This is a genomic window from Dietzia sp. oral taxon 368, from assembly GCF_002999155.1.
Lineage (GTDB): Bacteria > Actinomycetota > Actinomycetes > Mycobacteriales > Mycobacteriaceae > Dietzia > Dietzia cinnamea.
Window position 1 is genome coordinate 2,853,926 of the sequence record NZ_CP027238.1, and the last position, 14,325, is coordinate 2,868,250.

13 protein-coding genes and 3 pseudogenes are annotated in these 14,325 nt (G+C 71.3%); 10 read left to right on the forward strand and 6 right to left on the reverse strand.

The genetic code is table 11. From position 1 onward, the window contains the following. Positions 1 to 167 precede the first annotated feature (167 nt). On the forward strand, positions 168 to 932 hold the full coding sequence (locus C3V38_RS13340) for a hypothetical protein (protein WP_070720339.1): 765 nt from the start codon (positions 168 to 170) through the stop codon (positions 930 to 932). A gap of 92 nt (positions 933 to 1,024) precedes the next feature. Further along, positions 1,025 to 1,441 (forward strand): PaaI family thioesterase, encoded by a 417-nt coding sequence (locus tag C3V38_RS13345; protein WP_070720341.1) that lies wholly within the window; start codon positions 1,025 to 1,027, stop codon positions 1,439 to 1,441. Positions 1,442 to 1,567: 126 nt separating this feature from the next. Here the strand turns inward: C3V38_RS13345 and C3V38_RS13350 are convergent, their stop codons facing one another. Further along, entirely contained in the window at positions 1,568 to 2,992 is a 1,425-nt protein-coding gene (locus C3V38_RS13350) for an NAD(P)/FAD-dependent oxidoreductase (RefSeq protein WP_106385980.1), read from the reverse strand. 252 nt (positions 2,993 to 3,244) lie between these two features. Between C3V38_RS13350 and C3V38_RS13355 the strand changes: the two genes are divergently transcribed. Next, positions 3,245 to 4,585 (forward strand): class I SAM-dependent methyltransferase, encoded by a 1,341-nt coding sequence (locus C3V38_RS13355; RefSeq protein ID WP_106385981.1) that lies wholly within the window; start codon positions 3,245 to 3,247, stop codon positions 4,583 to 4,585. A 10-nt stretch (positions 4,586 to 4,595) separates the two neighbouring features. Next, positions 4,596 to 5,075, forward strand: a complete 480-nt coding sequence (locus C3V38_RS13360; protein WP_106385982.1) for a nitroreductase family deazaflavin-dependent oxidoreductase — start codon at positions 4,596 to 4,598, stop codon at positions 5,073 to 5,075. A gap of 73 nt (positions 5,076 to 5,148) precedes the next feature. On the opposite strand, the gene C3V38_RS13365 is transcribed toward C3V38_RS13360, so the two are convergent. Continuing rightward, the gene (locus C3V38_RS13365; RefSeq protein WP_070723000.1) at positions 5,149 to 5,631 is read right to left on the reverse strand and encodes a MaoC family dehydratase; all 483 of its coding nucleotides are present in this window, start codon (positions 5,629 to 5,631) and stop codon (positions 5,149 to 5,151) included. Positions 5,632 to 5,695: 64 nt separating this feature from the next. On the opposite strand from C3V38_RS13365, the gene C3V38_RS13370 reads away from it, so the two are divergent. Further along, on the forward strand, positions 5,696 to 6,463 hold the full coding sequence (locus C3V38_RS13370) for a thioesterase family protein (protein ID WP_106385983.1): 768 nt from the start codon (positions 5,696 to 5,698) through the stop codon (positions 6,461 to 6,463). 32 nt (positions 6,464 to 6,495) lie between these two features. On the opposite strand, the gene C3V38_RS18355 is transcribed toward C3V38_RS13370, so the two are convergent. Genes C3V38_RS18355 through C3V38_RS13385 form a run of 3 tightly spaced genes read right to left on the reverse strand, consistent with a single transcriptional unit; the run spans position 6,496 to position 9,364 of the window. After that, on the reverse strand, positions 6,496 to 7,443 hold the full coding sequence (locus C3V38_RS18355; protein ID WP_106385984.1) for a GNAT family N-acetyltransferase: 948 nt from the start codon (positions 7,441 to 7,443) through the stop codon (positions 6,496 to 6,498). Between the two features lie 28 nt (positions 7,444 to 7,471). Then, a complete protein-coding gene (locus C3V38_RS13380) occupies positions 7,472 to 7,825 on the reverse strand; it encodes a hypothetical protein (RefSeq protein WP_061229553.1) in 354 nt (117 codons plus the stop codon). A 54-nt stretch (positions 7,826 to 7,879) separates the two neighbouring features. Beyond that, positions 7,880 to 9,364, reverse strand: a complete 1,485-nt coding sequence (locus tag C3V38_RS13385; protein WP_106385985.1) for an L-lactate permease — start codon at positions 9,362 to 9,364, stop codon at positions 7,880 to 7,882. A gap of 106 nt (positions 9,365 to 9,470) precedes the next feature. Between C3V38_RS13385 and C3V38_RS13390 the strand changes: the two genes are divergently transcribed. From C3V38_RS13390 to C3V38_RS18125, 4 genes and pseudogenes are all read left to right on the forward strand, one after another. After that, positions 9,471 to 10,181, forward strand: coding sequence for a hemerythrin domain-containing protein (locus C3V38_RS13390; protein ID WP_106385986.1), 711 nt, complete (start codon positions 9,471 to 9,473; stop codon positions 10,179 to 10,181). After that, entirely contained in the window at positions 10,182 to 10,925 is a 744-nt protein-coding gene (locus C3V38_RS13395; protein WP_106385987.1) for an MBL fold metallo-hydrolase, read from the forward strand. Between the two features lie 28 nt (positions 10,926 to 10,953). Next, positions 10,954 to 12,139: pseudogene (locus C3V38_RS13400) on the forward strand (zinc-dependent alcohol dehydrogenase). Continuing rightward, a pseudogene (locus C3V38_RS18125) lies at positions 12,120 to 12,330 on the forward strand (hypothetical protein); the annotation flags it as partial. The pseudogenes C3V38_RS13400 and C3V38_RS18125, both read left to right, overlap by 20 nt. Before the next feature lie 46 nt (positions 12,331 to 12,376). Here the strand turns inward: C3V38_RS18125 and C3V38_RS13410 are convergent. Continuing rightward, positions 12,377 to 13,573, reverse strand: a pseudogene (locus C3V38_RS13410) (IS3 family transposase). Positions 13,574 to 13,636: 63 nt separating this feature from the next. Between C3V38_RS13410 and C3V38_RS13415 the strand changes: the two are divergent. Next, positions 13,637 to 13,912 carry a hypothetical protein gene (locus C3V38_RS13415; protein ID WP_174705785.1) on the forward strand — a complete coding sequence of 92 codons (276 nt, stop codon included), beginning with the start codon at positions 13,637 to 13,639 and terminating at the stop codon, positions 13,910 to 13,912. The last annotated feature ends 413 nt before the right edge of the window (positions 13,913 to 14,325 follow it).

The following is a 14,325-nucleotide window of genomic DNA, read 5'->3' on the forward strand; positions in this document are numbered from 1 at the left end:
ATCGGCGGAAAAATTCTTGGTAACAACCGGCGATGTGTTGTAACACTTATGGTCGGGCCAGATGACCTGGACCACAACGATTCGGGGGACGGATCGCCGTGGTCCGGACGTCTCCGCGGAGGCGCGCCGGACCCGGTTCGGGGACTCTACGAGGGGAAAGACCAGACATGACCGGCTCATTGCTGCCCACGCAGTTGGCGGGGACACGCACGCTGTTCGACGACACGGTCGAGGTGCTCGGTGGCCTCCGGGCCGGCTATCCGAAGTTCTACTCGATCGCGGACCTGGGGACGCAGTCGCGGCGCCGGTGGGTGCCGCTCGAGCGGGCCGTGGACAGTGGCCGTGTGGAGCAGATGTTCCGCGACCACTTCACCGAATCCGGAGACATCCGCTTCTCGACGTACCTGGTCGCGGAGGCCTTCACCCACGGTGTCCTCGGTCGCGCGGTCGCCAGCTTCGTCACCATCGGCCGCGTCTGGGACACCGGCGCCGAGAACATGGCCGTGCGGACAGACATCGAGGGGGGCCTCGACTGGGCCGGCGTCCGCGACACCACCCTCCGGGTGCTGCCGGACGACCCCGCCGCGGGATCACCCGGCACCGTTGTCCTCCCGTGCGAGCAGGCGCTCGCGCAGTGGCTCGCCTGCCGGTCCCGCTCGACCCTGACGGCGGTGTTCGAGGGCCTCGCCGAGGTGAGCAACTGCAGTGTCGACACGCTCTGGTCGATGGCCGGTGAATGTGTCCTGGGGGCCGCGACGATCGTGCCGACGTTCGCCGACACCAGCCCGGAGACCGGATACCGGCGCGGACAGATGGTGCTCCAGGCCCTTCACGATTCCGGATTGGCCGTCCGCCGGCGTAGCCGGCTCCCGCGCACCCCGGGCTCGGGGCCCATCCCCGTGCGCGACCGGGGGTGGCGCTCCGTCCGCTGACCCGGGAGGCGTGAGTGATCCCGCACGAGTACGGCCCGGGTAACGTTCGACCCCGGTGGTCCGGACCGGCCGGGCCGGGGAGATGAGGTCAGATGTCCGACACCGCTGACAGTGAAGTGCTCGAGCGGATCCGCGCCCATTCCGGCATCGGCTTCGGCGGCAACATCGGGATCGAGTACACCGAGGTCACTCCCGACAAGGTGGTCGTGACAGTAGAGGTGAAGCCGCACCTCCACCAGCCGTACGGCATCGTCCACGGCGGGGTCTACTGCGCGATCGTCGAAGAGGTCGCCAGCGTGGCCGGCGCGGTGTGGCTCGGGGGCGAGGGCAAGGTCGTCGGGGTGAACAACTCGACCGACTTCCTCCGCGCCGTCACCGAGGGCACCCTCACGGCGACCGGGACCCCCGTGCACCGCGGCCGGTCCCAACAGCTCTGGCGGGTCGAGATCGCCGATGACCACGGACGTACCGCGGCGGTGGGTCAGGTGCGGCTGGCGAACCTACAGTAACCGGCCGCGCCGGGGACCGGCTGCGAGACGGCGACGCGCCCGACGGCAACCTGCCCGCCGGGCGCGTTCCTCGTCGTCGACCCCGGTAGCCGGGCCCTCAGTCGACGGGCCCGAGTCGAGCGGTTCTCAGTCGACCGAGGCGGATGCGGACTGTTCCTCCCGCGACCGATCAGCGGACCGCTGGGCGGCGTCGTCGGCGGCCACCCGCTCGAGGGCCTGGCGCGCGTAGACCCACTGCTTCGTGGAGGTCAGCTGCGAGCGGTGATCGCCGCCCATGTGCATCCCCCACGAGAACATCGTCGTGATGCGGTTCTTGAAACCGATCAGGTAGGCGAGGTGCACGACGAGCCACATGACCCAGGCGATGAAGCCTGAGATCTCGATCGGGCCCATCTTCACCACCGCGCTGTAGCGCGACACCGTGGCCATGGAGCCCTTGTCGAAGTACTTGAACGGCTTCCGCTCGGCCGGGGTCCGGCCCTTCTCGACCTCGGCGATGATCTGCTTGGCCGCGTACTTGCCACCCTGGATGGCGACCTGCGCGACACCGGGCAGGTTGTCCAGGCTCATCATGTCGCCCACCACGAAGATCTCCGGGTGGCCCGGCAGTGAGAGGTCTTTGTTGACCAGCACGCGTCCGGCGCGGTCGATCTCGGCGTCCGTCTGGTCGGCGAGCTGCTTGCCCAGGGGGCTGGCCTTGACGCCGGCGGACCAGATCTTGCACGAGGCGTCGATGCGACGGACGGAGCCGTCCGGATCCTTGACCTCGATGCCCTGGTAGTCGACGTTGGTGACCATCGCGTTGAGCTGGATCTCGACGCCCATCTTCTCCAGGCGGGCCCGCGCGGCGTTGCCGAGGTTGTTGCCGAACGGCGGCAGCACCGCGGGCGCGGCGTCGAGGAGGATGACGCGGGCGGAGGCCGGGTCGATACGGCGGAAGCTGTTCCGGAGGGTGTGCTGGGCGAGCTCGGCGACCTGGCCGGCCATCTCCACACCGGTGGGGCCGGCGCCGACGATCACGAAGGTCAGCAGGCGACGGCGCTCCTCCTCGTCGTCGATCACCTCGGCCTGCTCGAAGCAGCCGAGAATACGGCTGCGCAGCTCGAGCGCGTCGTCGACCGTCTTCATGCCGGGCGCCCAGCGCTCGAAGTGGTCGTTACCGAAGTAGGACTGATTGGCGCCCGCGGCGACGACGAGGCTGTCGTACTCGAGATCGAAGTCGATGTGGCCGGCCGAGGCGTGGAGCTTCTTGGCCGCCACGTCGATCGTGTCCACGTCACCGAGGAGAACCGTGGCGTTCTTCTGGTCCCGCAGGATGAGGCGGGTCGGCGGGGCGATCTCGCCCACCGAGAGGATGCCGGTGGCCACCTGGTAGAGCAGCGGCTGGAACAGGTGGTGGCCCGTCCTGGCGACCAACGTCACGTCGACGTCGGCCTTCTCGAGCTGCTGGGCGGCGAACAGACCGCCGAAGCCGGAGCCGATGATGACGACGCGGTGCCGGCGGCCGGCCGGTGCGGTGGCGGTGACCTGGTCGGTTGCGGGCTCGGTCATGGCGGCTCCTGATGAGGCTGGTCTGGGTGAGGGGCTCGTTGGCCTCGTCGGTCTGGGGCCCGCGCAACTACCGCCGGGCACGAGTCCCCAGGATAGTGCGCCGCCCGACGCCGTGCACACGTAGAGGCGCGGCGCGCGGGTGCGCGGGCCCCCGCCGCTGCTGAGCCGGAGGGTCGCCGCCGCGCCTGAGCCGGGGGACGGCCGGGCGGCGGTAACGTCCCTGTGACGCGAGCCCCACAAGGAGGGACACCGGTGGTCAGAGTCGAACCCCAGGTCGTCGACCTCGAGCGCTGGCCCGCGCTCGCTCCGCCGTCCGGGGTACCGGGCCAGCCGCCGGTTCTCATCGCCCAGGCGCTGCGCCGGTCGGCGCGCGAGCTCGGGCTGCGGATCGACTACCCCGACGCGTCGGCGGCGGGGGAGTACGACGCCCCGGTCCGAGTGGTGCTGCGCGAGCCGGAGCACTTCTGGGCGCGCCTGGCGGAGGGCGGCGTGGTCGGGCTCGGCGAGTCGTTCATGGCCGGAGACTGGACCACGCCCGACCTGTGTGCCGCCATCACGACGCTGGCCCCGTGGATCGCCGCGAACGCCGACTGCGCCCACCCGGGGGAGCGGGCGTACGGGCGTGAGGGCCGCGGCTCCGTCGGCGGTGGGCGGCGGCGGGGCGGCCCCGTCACGGTGGAGCTGGAGGACTCCGTACCCGGCGCGCTGACCTCTCTGTACACGGACGAGACGATGTCGACCTCGGGCGCCGTATTCGCGTCCGGTGCCCGGACCCGGTCCCGACTGCAGGACGGGACCGACGTGGTCCACCTGGAGGCGCCGTCCCCGGCCCCCCGGCGGGGCGACCTGGGGGATGCCCAGCGTCGGTCGGCCGACACGATGCTGACGCTGGCGGGGGTGGAGGACGGCTCCCACGTGCTCGTGGCGACGCCCGGGTGGGGCGAGCTGCCCATGCGCGCCGCGGAGCGCGGGGCCCACGTGCGCACCATGACGGCGTCCACCGAGAGGTTGTCGGCGCTGGGGTCGAGGTTCGCCGCGGCGGGGCTGGACGAGGAGATCTCCCTGTTCCTCGGGGCCCCGTCCGACGCCGCCGGGATGGTCGACGCCGTCGTCGCGGCGGACCCCGGCGCGACCGCCGGCCGCGCCGGGCACGACGAGGTGATCGGCGTGGCCGACCGGCTCCTCGGTCCGGGCGGGCGGCTCGTGGTCCACACGACTGTCGCGCCGGGCCGTCCGACCCCCGCCGTGGTGGAGCTCGCGGCGTGGGAGTCGAGGTACGTCTCCGAGGCGGGGCCCCCGGTCGCCTGGTCCGAGCTGGTCGGCGCGATCGAGCGGGCGCCGAGGCTGACACTGCGAGGGCGGGTCGAGACGACCGCCCACCACGCGGAGACGGTCCGCCTCTGGTCCGAGACCTTCGCGCAGCGCGGCAGGGACGCCGCCGCACTGGGCTTCGACGCCGTCTACCGACGGATGTGGGCGTTCCACCTCGCAGTGCTCGAGGCGGGGCTGCGCGCGGGATGGACCGAGTCGGTGCAGGTGCTGGCCACCGCGGAGGGCGCGGTCTCGCACCGCGACGGGCGGGTCACGACCTAAGGTCATCGGCATGGGAAACCTCCTCACCCCGCTCGCGATCTGGTTCGGTCGGCAGGACGCGACGCGCGAGAACTCCCACCTCGTCGTCACGCTGGACCGGTGGCTGAGCCGGGTCTCGCGGGGTCGCGTCCCGCTTCTCCGGCTGGCCGCGCTGCCCACCCTCACCCTCCACGTGCCCGGGCGCAGGAGCGGGGAGCCGCGCAGCACGCCCCTGCTGTGTGCCTCCTGGAACAACGGCCTCGTGGTGGTCGGCTCCAACTGGGGCGGTCAGATGACCCCGGCCTGGGTCCACAATCTGCGCGCGGCCGGAGAGAGGGAGGTCGAGATCTCGGTCTACGGCGCGCGGCTCGTCGTGGACGTGCGCGAGCTGCCCGACGACGAGCGGGCGTCGGCGTGGGCCGCCGCGGTGCGGGTGTGGCCGAACTACGAGATCTACGCCCGCCGCACCACGCGGACGCTGCCGATCTTCCACCTCACCCCGCGGCTCTAGCGGTCGCCGCCGGCGGCGACCGGGGCGGCGTCGGCGGCGACCGGGGGGCGAGGTCGCCGGACCACCGGGCGGGTCAGGGCCGGCGGGCCACCATGTTCATCGCGGTCGCGGTGAGGACCGGGTCGCCGTCCTGGTTGATCAGGGTCACGTCGGTCGTCAGCACCCCGCGGTCCGGCTTGGTGCGTGACGGGCGGACCCCCGTGGTCTCGCACAGCAGGGTCAGCCGGTCGCCGGGGCGCAGGGGCCGCACCCACCGCAGCTCGTCGATCCCGGGCGAGGCGAGGCTCGCCACGCTGGTGAGGTAGTTGTCCGCGAAGAGACGCATCATGAGCGCGGCGGTCTGCCAGCCGCTCGCGATGAGTCCGCCGAACGGGCCGGCGGCCGCGGCGTCCGGGTCGGTGTGGATGCTCTGCGGGTCGTAGCGCCGGGCGAACTCCATGATCTCCCCGGCGTCGACCGACTCCTCGCCGAAGCGGTACCGGTGACCCTCGGTGTAGTCCTCGAGGTACCGGTCGTCGATCGGGGTGGTGAACTGGTCGAACTTCTCGTCCGTCATGCTGCCTCCCACTGCTGTGTGTACGCTCCCCAGTTAATCACCACTCACCGACTGGAGGACGGGGATGGCGTACTTCGAGAGGCTCGGACCGGGGAGCTTCCGGCCCACCGATCATGTGAGCGGCGCCTGGGACGAGTCCACGCAGCACATCGGCCCCGCACTGGGACTGCTCGTCCATGCCGTCGAGCTCGACCTGGCCGGACGGCGCGACGATCCGATGGTCATCTCCCGCCTCACGTACGAGCTGCTGGGCGTGGTGCCGATGGACGCGGTGGACGTCGGGGTGGAGGTGATCCGACCCGGACGCACGATCGAACTCGTGGAGGCGACCTACTTACACGGCGACCGCACGGGCATCCGATTGCGCGCGTGGCTGCAGCAGCCGCGCGACACCGCGGCGATCGCCGGCGACGCCTTCGACCCCCTGCCGCCGCCGGAGGAGATGGAGCCGTGGGATCCCACCTCCGTGTGGGGCGGCGGGTACCTCGCCTCCGCCCGGGTGCGGCGGGACTCGAGTGGGCCGGGCCGGGCCCGGTACTGGGTGCGCACCGACGTCCCTCTGCTCGCGGCGGAAGAGGTCAGCACGCTCGCGCGGATGACGGCCCTCGTCGACATCGCCAACGGGATGGCGATCCGCGCGGACCCGGCCGTCGTCACCTTCCCCAACATCGACCTCACCGCCCACCTCGTGCGCTCACCTGCGGGGGAGTGGCTGGGCTTCGACACCCGCGTCACCTTCGGACCCGGCGGCCTGGGGCTGACCGCGAGCGTGATCCACGACGAGGACGGCCCCGTCGGCACCGTGTCCCAGTCGTTGACAGTACGGCCGTAGAGGGCCGGCGGCCGTCCAACCCGGGCGCCGCTCTACAACTGTCGCAGGTAGCAGCGCATCCCCGATCCGCTATCCGGATCGCGGTCGGTGAACCCGTGGCGTTCGTAGAAGCGCCGTGCGCCCAGGTCGTCGGCGTCGACGTTGATCAGCATCTCCTCGCAGCGTCGCGCGACCACCTCGAACAACGACCGGGTGATGATCGCGGCCCCGACGCCGCGCCCACGGAGGTCCGGCCGGACGTAGAGCTCCTCGAGCTGCGCGAGTGGGTGGTCCGAGTAGGGCGTCGGGCGCAGCGTGAGCAGCGCGAAGCCGACGTCGGTGGGAGCGTCCGACGCGCCGGCGGAGGCGACGACGGCGAGGACGTCGTCGCGCGCGAGGAGGTCCCCGAACCGCCGGGCGGCCTCGTCGGCGGTGGGGGTCGCGGACTCGAACCCGGTGTTGAACTCGTACAGCATCCGCCCGAGCGACCCGGCGTCCGCCGGCGTGGCCAGGCGTATACCCGCGTCGGCGATGGCCGAGTCACTCCGCGGCGGCGCCCCGGCGGGGAGCGGGCCCTCGAAGACGGCCCGCAGGCGCGCGAGGTCCTCGGCCACCATCGCGGCGTCCTGCTCGAACTCGTCGTCGTCGACCCCGCGGAGCGTGAAGATCACCTCCGCACCGTCCGGGTGCGGCACGACCCGCAGCGGGTTGTAGGTAACGGTCCCGTCGGGGAGCGTGACCTCGTGGTCCAGTACGCCCAGCTCGTTGCGGGGCAGGAAGCGCACGCTCACGCGGCCCATCGGGGAATCCACGACGAGCGTGTCGCCGCGGTCCCCGTCACCGTCCGCGCCGCCGCCCTCGGCGCCGGACTCATCGTCGGGCTCGATCCTGCCCGACGCCAGCCCGGCGGCCCAGGCGCCGAGGTTGGCGGGGTCGCGGGCGTAGGCGTACACCTGCTCGGGCGGGCGGCGGATGACCGTGGAGACGTGTCGCGTGCGCACGCCTGCCAGTATCCGCCGCGCGCGTCCGTCAGTCGACGGGTTCGGTGTCGTAACTTCCCTGACCCGGGATGCTGGTGACCGTCGTCAGCAGGAACACGGAGTCGGCGAGCGCGGTGACGGAGTGCCGGTGGTGGGTGAGCGTGTGCAGCTCCCCGGCCGCGATGTCGGTGGTGCCGTCACCGGTCACGCGGACAGCGCCCTGGAGCAGGTACAGGCTCGCGGCCGGGGGAGAGTTGTGCTCCTCCAGCTCGGTGCCCTCGGTGAGCGCGAGGAGCGCCTGACGCAGCGGACCCTCGTGGACGAGGAGCTCGGCGTGGCGACCGTGCTTGGACTCCTTGGCCTTGTCGAGAATGCGGTCGGCGGTCTCGGTCACATGGTTCATGGTGGAACTCACTGCCTCTCGTGTCGCGGCCATCCGGGTCTCTTCCCACGAACACTACGTCAGGACGGCGACCACCGCGGAGAGCACGATCGTCGCCGTGACCACGGCGGTGGCCAGAGTGCGGGTGGCGCGGGCGGGGAGCCGGGTGCGGCCGGCCAGGACGACGCCGACGGCGAGCGCGACGCGAGGGGGAGAGACGATGATCGCGAAGGAGCCCCCGACGTTCTGGCCCGCGAGCGCGACGAGTCCGTCGGCCCCGAGGGCGGTCGAGGCCGAGGTGGTGGCCGCGGAGAACATGGCGGCGGCGCCGGTGTTGGTGCCGGTGAGGTACCCGCCGAGCGCCCCGATCGCGGGGGTGAGGGCCAGTGACGCCGTGCCGAGCCCGGTCGCGAGCCCGGCGAGGTGGGCGGCCATGCCCGCGGTCGCCATGACGATGCCGATGGCCATGTACACGATGGCGTTGCCCGCCACGGGGACCCACGTCGCCATCGCCGTCCGGAGCAGGCGCGCGATGCCCGAGCCGGGTGTGGTGTACACACGCAGCGCGACGAGGGCGGCGACGAGCACCCACAGGGCTGGGGAGGTGAGCCACCCCGCGCCGGCCGGGGCGCCGGCGAGCGCGAGCGCTGCGGAGGTGCCGAGGATCCCCGCGAGCAGGACGGCGAAAGGGGCCAGCGCGCGCACCAGGCCGTCGTTCACCGCGGGCAGCGCGCCGTGACGCACGCGTGCGACCGCCAGCAGGAGGGCGATCACGGCCGCGGAGGCGATGATGCCCGACGGCGCGACGCCAACCGTCGCGTTGGACGCGACGAGGACGGCCCACTGGGTGACCACGACGGCCGCGCCCAGCGCGACGTGGCGCGCGGGCGGTCGGGTGAGGGCGGGCCACCGTGGGGCGCCCGGCGACCCGGTGGTCGCAGGGGGCCGGCCGGTGACGACGACGAGGACGGTCATCATGCTCACGACGAAGACCGGGAGGCTGAGCAGGGCGGACCAGTATCCCAGGGCGTCGACGCCCAGGCCTCCGAGCTCGGCGGCGACGAGGGTGCCCGGGCCCAGTGAGCCCCACGGGACCAGGACCAGCCCGAGCAGGCCCACGACGACCGCCTTCACAGGTGGTAGACCCATCCGCACGAGCAGCGGCGCGGTGATGACCACGCCCAGCCCGAAGCCGGTGACCGACTCCATGAACGGCGTGAGACCGAACACCAGCAGCAGGATCGCGGGCACCCCGTCACCGCCCGAACCGATCCGCTCCAGCCACCCGGCGATGTGGTCCCTGCTCCCGGTGGCCGACAGGGCCGTGGCCAACAGGACGCCGCCGAGGAGGATCAGTGCGACCTCGAGCACCGTCGGCCCCAGCTGGGCGGCCGCGGTGGCGACCTCGTCGTCGTCGGGCCGGAAGACGGTGACCGCCCCCGCCAGGGCGGCGACGAGGCCCGCGGTTCCCGCCACTAGCGAGGGGACCCGGAGAGCCAACAGTGCCAGGACCACGACGACCGGGGCGACGGCGACGCCGGTCGGCACGAGCTCGCTCATCGCTCCCAACCTACCCGCGCGGGTGGCCCGGGTAGCCGAGCCCCGCGGTGGACCGGTTGCGGGCCGCTCCACCCGCGCGCACCCTACGCGGTAGGGAGGACATCACATGCGATCTCTGTCAGAGCAGGACCTCGATGACCTGGGCGGCCGGTGGAGCGTTCTCGCCCGGCAGAAGCTCGACCACATGGAGCTCGACCGGCTCCTCGGGGAGGTGGAGCGGACGGGCGGCGCGGAGCAGAAGCTGGCCCTGGTCAAGACCTACCGACTCGTGTTCCCCCACGCCTTCGCCGAGGAATCCGTTCTGTGGCCCGTCCTGCGGGCGGAACTGCCCGATGGCCACGAGCTGACCCTGCGCGTCGAGCAGGAACACCAGGAGGTCAACGAGCTGGTCACCCTGCTGGAGAACCTCGGCGAGACGCACCCGGAACGCGACGAGGTGCTGCGTCGCCTCATCACCGTGCTGCGCGAGGACGTGCGGGACGAGGAGGACGAGCTGCTGCCGCGGCTGCAGGAGAAGCTGAGCCCCGCTCGGCTCCGCGCCCTCGGCGTGGCGTGGGAGGCGGTCCGGCGCACCGCGCCCACCCGTCCCCACCCGGTGGTCGCACGTCGGCCCCCGGGCAACGTCGCGGCGGCGCTCCCGCTGACCGTGACCGACCGCCTGCGCGACGTGCTCGAGTCGGCAGCCCTCCGCGGGCCGGACGCACTCGGCCCCGCGCTGACCGCGGCCAGCGGGGTGCTGGCGCGCGCCGCCGGCGCGATCGAACACCTACCGATCATGCGGCGAGGCGAGGATCCCAGTACGTCGAAAGGAGCCTGAATGCACGCCACCGAGGTCGCCGACCGCGTCCACCGACTGGCCCACGCGCACGTCAACTGCTACCTCATCGAGGACGACGAGGGTGTGACCCTCGTCGACGCCGGCCTACCCAGCATGTGGGGGCTGCTGACCGGCACCCTCAGACGGCTGGGGCTCGGCCCCGGCGACGTGCGGGCGCTCGTGCTCACCCACGGTCACTTCGATCACGTCGGCTTCGCGCGTCGTGCCCGCGTCGAGCTGGGAGTGCCCGTGCTGGTGCACCCCGCCGACGACCACCTGGCCGCGCACCCCTACAGCTACAAGCCGCAGCGCAACCGGCTGTTGTACGCGTTGATGCACCCCCGCTCGCTGCCCGTGCTCGGGCGGATGGCGATGGCCGGGGCGCTCAATGTGCGGGGGATCGAGGACACCGAGGAACTGGCGGTCGGCAGCGCGCTCGAGGTTCCGGGACGGCCCACGGCGATGTTCGCCCCCGGGCACACCGGTGGTCACTGCATCCTGCACCTGCCCGAGCGGGACACGGTGATCAGTGGCGACGCGCTGGTCACGCTCGACCCGTACACGGGGGCCACCGGCCCGCAGATCGTGGCGTCCGCGGCCACCGCCGACACCGCCCGCGCCATGGAGTCGCTGCGCCCGGTCGAGGCCACCGGCGCCGCGACCGTCCTGCCCGGACACGGCGAGCCGTGGACAGATGGCGTCGCCTCGGCGGTCTCCCACGCCCGCGACGTCGGCGAACACTGATCACCGAACGCAGAGCGAGAGGACGCACATGCGAGCCACCACGTACCGCGGTCCGTACAAGGTCCGCGTGGAGAACAAGCCGATCCCCGCGATCGAGCACCCCAACGACGCGATCATCAAGGTTTCGCTCGCCGCGATCTGCGGCTCCGACCTGCACCTGTACCACGGCATGATGCCCGACACCCGGGTCGGTCACACCTTCGGTCACGAGTTCGTGGGCACGGTCCACGAGGTCGGGCCGTCCGTGCAGAACCTCCGGCCCGGGGACCGGGTGATAGTGCCGTTCAACATCTTCTGCGGCACCTGCTACTTCTGCGCCCGCGGGCTGTACTCGAACTGCCACAACGTCAACGCCGGCGCCACGGCGGCCGGCGCGATCTAAGGCTACTCCCACACCTGCGGCGGTTACGACGGCGGACAGGCCGAGTTCGTCCGGGTCCCGTTCGCCGAGGTGGGCCCCACGATCATCCCCGAGTGGATGGACGAAGAAAACGCCCTGCTGCTCACGGACGCCGTGGCCACCGGGTACTTCGGCGCCCAGCTCGGCAGCATCGTCGAGGGCGACACTGTCCTCGTGTTCGGCGCCGGGGCGGTGGGGTTGTTCGCCGCCCAGTCGGCGTGGCTGATGGGCGAGGGCCGCGTGATCGTGGTCGACCACCTTGAGTACCGCCTGAAGAAGGCGCGGACCTTCGCCCACGCGGAGACCTACAACTTCACCGAGTACCGCGACATCGTGGTGGAGATGAAACGCACCACCGACCACCTCGGCGCGGACGTGGCGATCGACGCCGTGGGCGCCGAGGCCGACGGGCACTTCATTCAGCACGTGACCTCGGCGAAGTTCAAGCTCCAGGGCGGCTCTCCGATCGCGCTCAACTGGGCGATCGACTCCGTGCGCAAGGGCGGGACCATCTCGGTGATGGGCGCCTACGGCCCCCGTGCAGACCTCGATCAAGTTCGGCGACGCGCTGAACAGGGGCCTGACCATCAGGGGCAACCAGTGCCCGGTGAAGCGGCAGTGGCCCAGGCTCTTCGAGCACGTCCGGAACGGGCACCTCACACCCAACGAGATCATCACCCACCGCATCCCCCTGGAGCACATCGCGGAGGGCTACCACATCTTCTCCGGCAAGCTCGACGACTGCATCAAGCCGATCGTGCTGCCGAACGCCGGATTGACCACAGGAGCCCGACATGCCGTACACCGCAGATGACCGACCCCCGCGCAGGTCGAACGAGGAGCTGCGCCCCCAGATTCCCGGATGGGGGGCGGACCTCGACCCCGCCGACCGCCCCTCGTACCCCAAGCTACGGCGCGACCTGGAGACCGGCGCACACTGGGACTTCCCCGAACGTCAGCCCGAGCGCACCCCCCCGGGAGCGCTCGATCGAGCACCGCCACCTGGGCTGTGTCAAGGATTGTGGACAGGTCCTCGGTGATTTCGGGTGTGTCAGGCCGCCTCGGTTAGGTCCTCGGCGGCGGGATTGTGGGCGTCGGCCCATGCCTGGGCCGGGGTGCGGTAGCCCAGGCTGGAGTGCGGTCTTTGACGGTTGTAGAACACCTCGATGTACTCGGCGACGGCGAACCGTGCTCGGGCGCGGGTATGGAACACCTGCTGGTGGTACATCTCGTTTTTCAGGGTGGCGAAGAACGTCTCCGCCGCGGCGTTGTCCCAGCACCCCGGTGCGGCCCATCGACTGCACGAACCCGTGCTGGGTGCAGTAGGTGACGAATTCGTCGGAGGTGTACTGAGACCCGTGGTCGGAGTGAAATATTGCCCCTTCGGCGGCTTGGCCCTGCGTACGGGCCATTTCCAGGGCGTCGACGACCAGGCTGGCGCGCATGTGCTCAGCGGTCTGCCACCCGATCACCTTGCGCGTGGCCAGGTCGATCACGGTGGCCAGGTACAGCCACCCCTGGCCGGTGCGTAGGTAGGTGATGTCGCCGACCAGTGCGGTGCCGGGGCGGTGACTGCTCGGGGCGAAGTCGCGGCCCAGCTTGTCGGCGAAGACTTGGGCTTTCTCGTCCGGGACGGTGGTGCGTTTGTAGGCCTTGCGCTGGATCGCCGCCAGGCCGAGCTCGCGCATCAGGTCGGCCACGAGCCCCACCGAGGCCGGGTGCCCCTCGTCATTGAGAATGGCAGCGATGCGCCGGCACCCGGCAGTGCCGCGCTGCTTATGGAAAACGCGCTCGACCTCCATCTTCAGCGCTTCGCGGCGCGCCTGGGTGGCTGTAACCTGCCCGGCGCGGGACCGCCAAGCGTAAAACGACGAGCGGGCCACACCGAGCTGGGCGCACATCCACTCGATCGGAAAGCTCGCCTTCTCCGCCTCGATCAGGACTGACTTCTCGTTCAGTCCTGCTCCCGGGCGAAGAAGGCCGCGGCTTTTTTTAGGAACTCATTTTCCATCTTCAGCTTGCGGTTCTGCTCCTCGAGCTCGGCCAGCCTGCCGTGGTCGGCCGGACTCATCGACGTGTCCGGCTCCGGATTGGCCTGCCGGTGCTTCTGAACCCAGTTGCCCAGGGTGCCCGGGTTGATCGCCAACTCCCCGGCCACCTCGGCAATCGAGCGGTCACTCTGCAGGACCAGCTGCACCGCCTCGGTCTTGAACTGCGGACTGAACTTCCGCCTCGAACTCGCTGCCATGATCTCGATCCTCTCGCCTCAAGAGGTTGTCCAAGATCTTTGATACACCCCAACCTGACCCCGGTGTTCGGGACCGCCCAGCCGCTGCACGGGGTGTCCGGGATGATCCGTCGCAAGGCCTACCCGCTGGGGGAGGACAAGACGTCCCGCTGGTTGATGCTGATGGGTGCCGATCGAGTGGAGGCGGTGGGCAGCCACGTCCGATCGCTGCTCACGTTGAGGCCGGACAACCCTGTCACCGAGACCGGCGTCGTCACCGAGTTCACGGCCGGCGGGCTCTCGTCACGTCTGGGCAGGGGACGCTACGACGTCCGCCACAGTGGATGGATCCGATCCTGATCGGCGGTCCGTGGGTGCTGGCGGCGGGTGCCGCGGTGGGCGGGGTCGCGGGGCTGCGGGCGCTCAAAGCCTGAGAACCCGCAGCGTGCGCAGGTGGCGCCCGCCGGAGGTCGGTGACTGTGGCGGCCGCGCTGCGACACCAGGGTCGGGCGCAGCGCCCGCTCGGCGATGAGCCCGGTGGCGGCGGAGAACACCGCCTTGTGCAGGACGTCCGCCGCCAGCTCGAGCCGCGGCCAGGTGGCCCGCCGTGGGCCCTGCCGCTCCGGTGGTCCACGCCTCGCTCGGACCGCCGCCTCCGGTCAGCCGAGTTCGGTTGGACGGTTGGTGACTTCCCCAGGTGGGCACCGGAAAACAGCGCTGTGTGACGACCCGCAGGGATCGCCGGCACATACGTGGGACGGGGACCGAAATTC

What these genes read in the sequence shown, in the direction of transcription:
- C3V38_RS13340 (WP_070720339.1), top strand. Translation starts at nt 168, where the DNA reads ATGACCGGCTCATTGCTGCCCACGCAGTTGGCGGGGACACGCACGCTG.
- C3V38_RS13345 (WP_070720341.1), top strand. Translation starts at nt 1,025, where the DNA reads ATGTCCGACACCGCTGACAGTGAAGTGCTCGAGCGGATCCGCGCCCAT.
- C3V38_RS13350 (WP_106385980.1), bottom strand. Translation starts at nt 2,992, where the DNA reads ATGACCGAGCCCGCAACCGACCAGGTCACCGCCACCGCACCGGCCGGC.
- C3V38_RS13360 (WP_106385982.1), top strand. Translation starts at nt 4,596, where the DNA reads ATGGGAAACCTCCTCACCCCGCTCGCGATCTGGTTCGGTCGGCAGGAC.
- C3V38_RS13365 (WP_070723000.1), bottom strand. Translation starts at nt 5,631, where the DNA reads ATGACGGACGAGAAGTTCGACCAGTTCACCACCCCGATCGACGACCGG.
- C3V38_RS13370 (WP_106385983.1), top strand. Translation starts at nt 5,696, where the DNA reads ATGGCGTACTTCGAGAGGCTCGGACCGGGGAGCTTCCGGCCCACCGAT.
- C3V38_RS13380 (WP_061229553.1), bottom strand. Translation starts at nt 7,825, where the DNA reads ATGAACCATGTGACCGAGACCGCCGACCGCATTCTCGACAAGGCCAAG.
- C3V38_RS13385 (WP_106385985.1), bottom strand. Translation starts at nt 9,364, where the DNA reads ATGAGCGAGCTCGTGCCGACCGGCGTCGCCGTCGCCCCGGTCGTCGTG.
- C3V38_RS13390 (WP_106385986.1), top strand. Translation starts at nt 9,471, where the DNA reads ATGCGATCTCTGTCAGAGCAGGACCTCGATGACCTGGGCGGCCGGTGG.
- C3V38_RS13395 (WP_106385987.1), top strand. Translation starts at nt 10,182, where the DNA reads ATGCACGCCACCGAGGTCGCCGACCGCGTCCACCGACTGGCCCACGCG.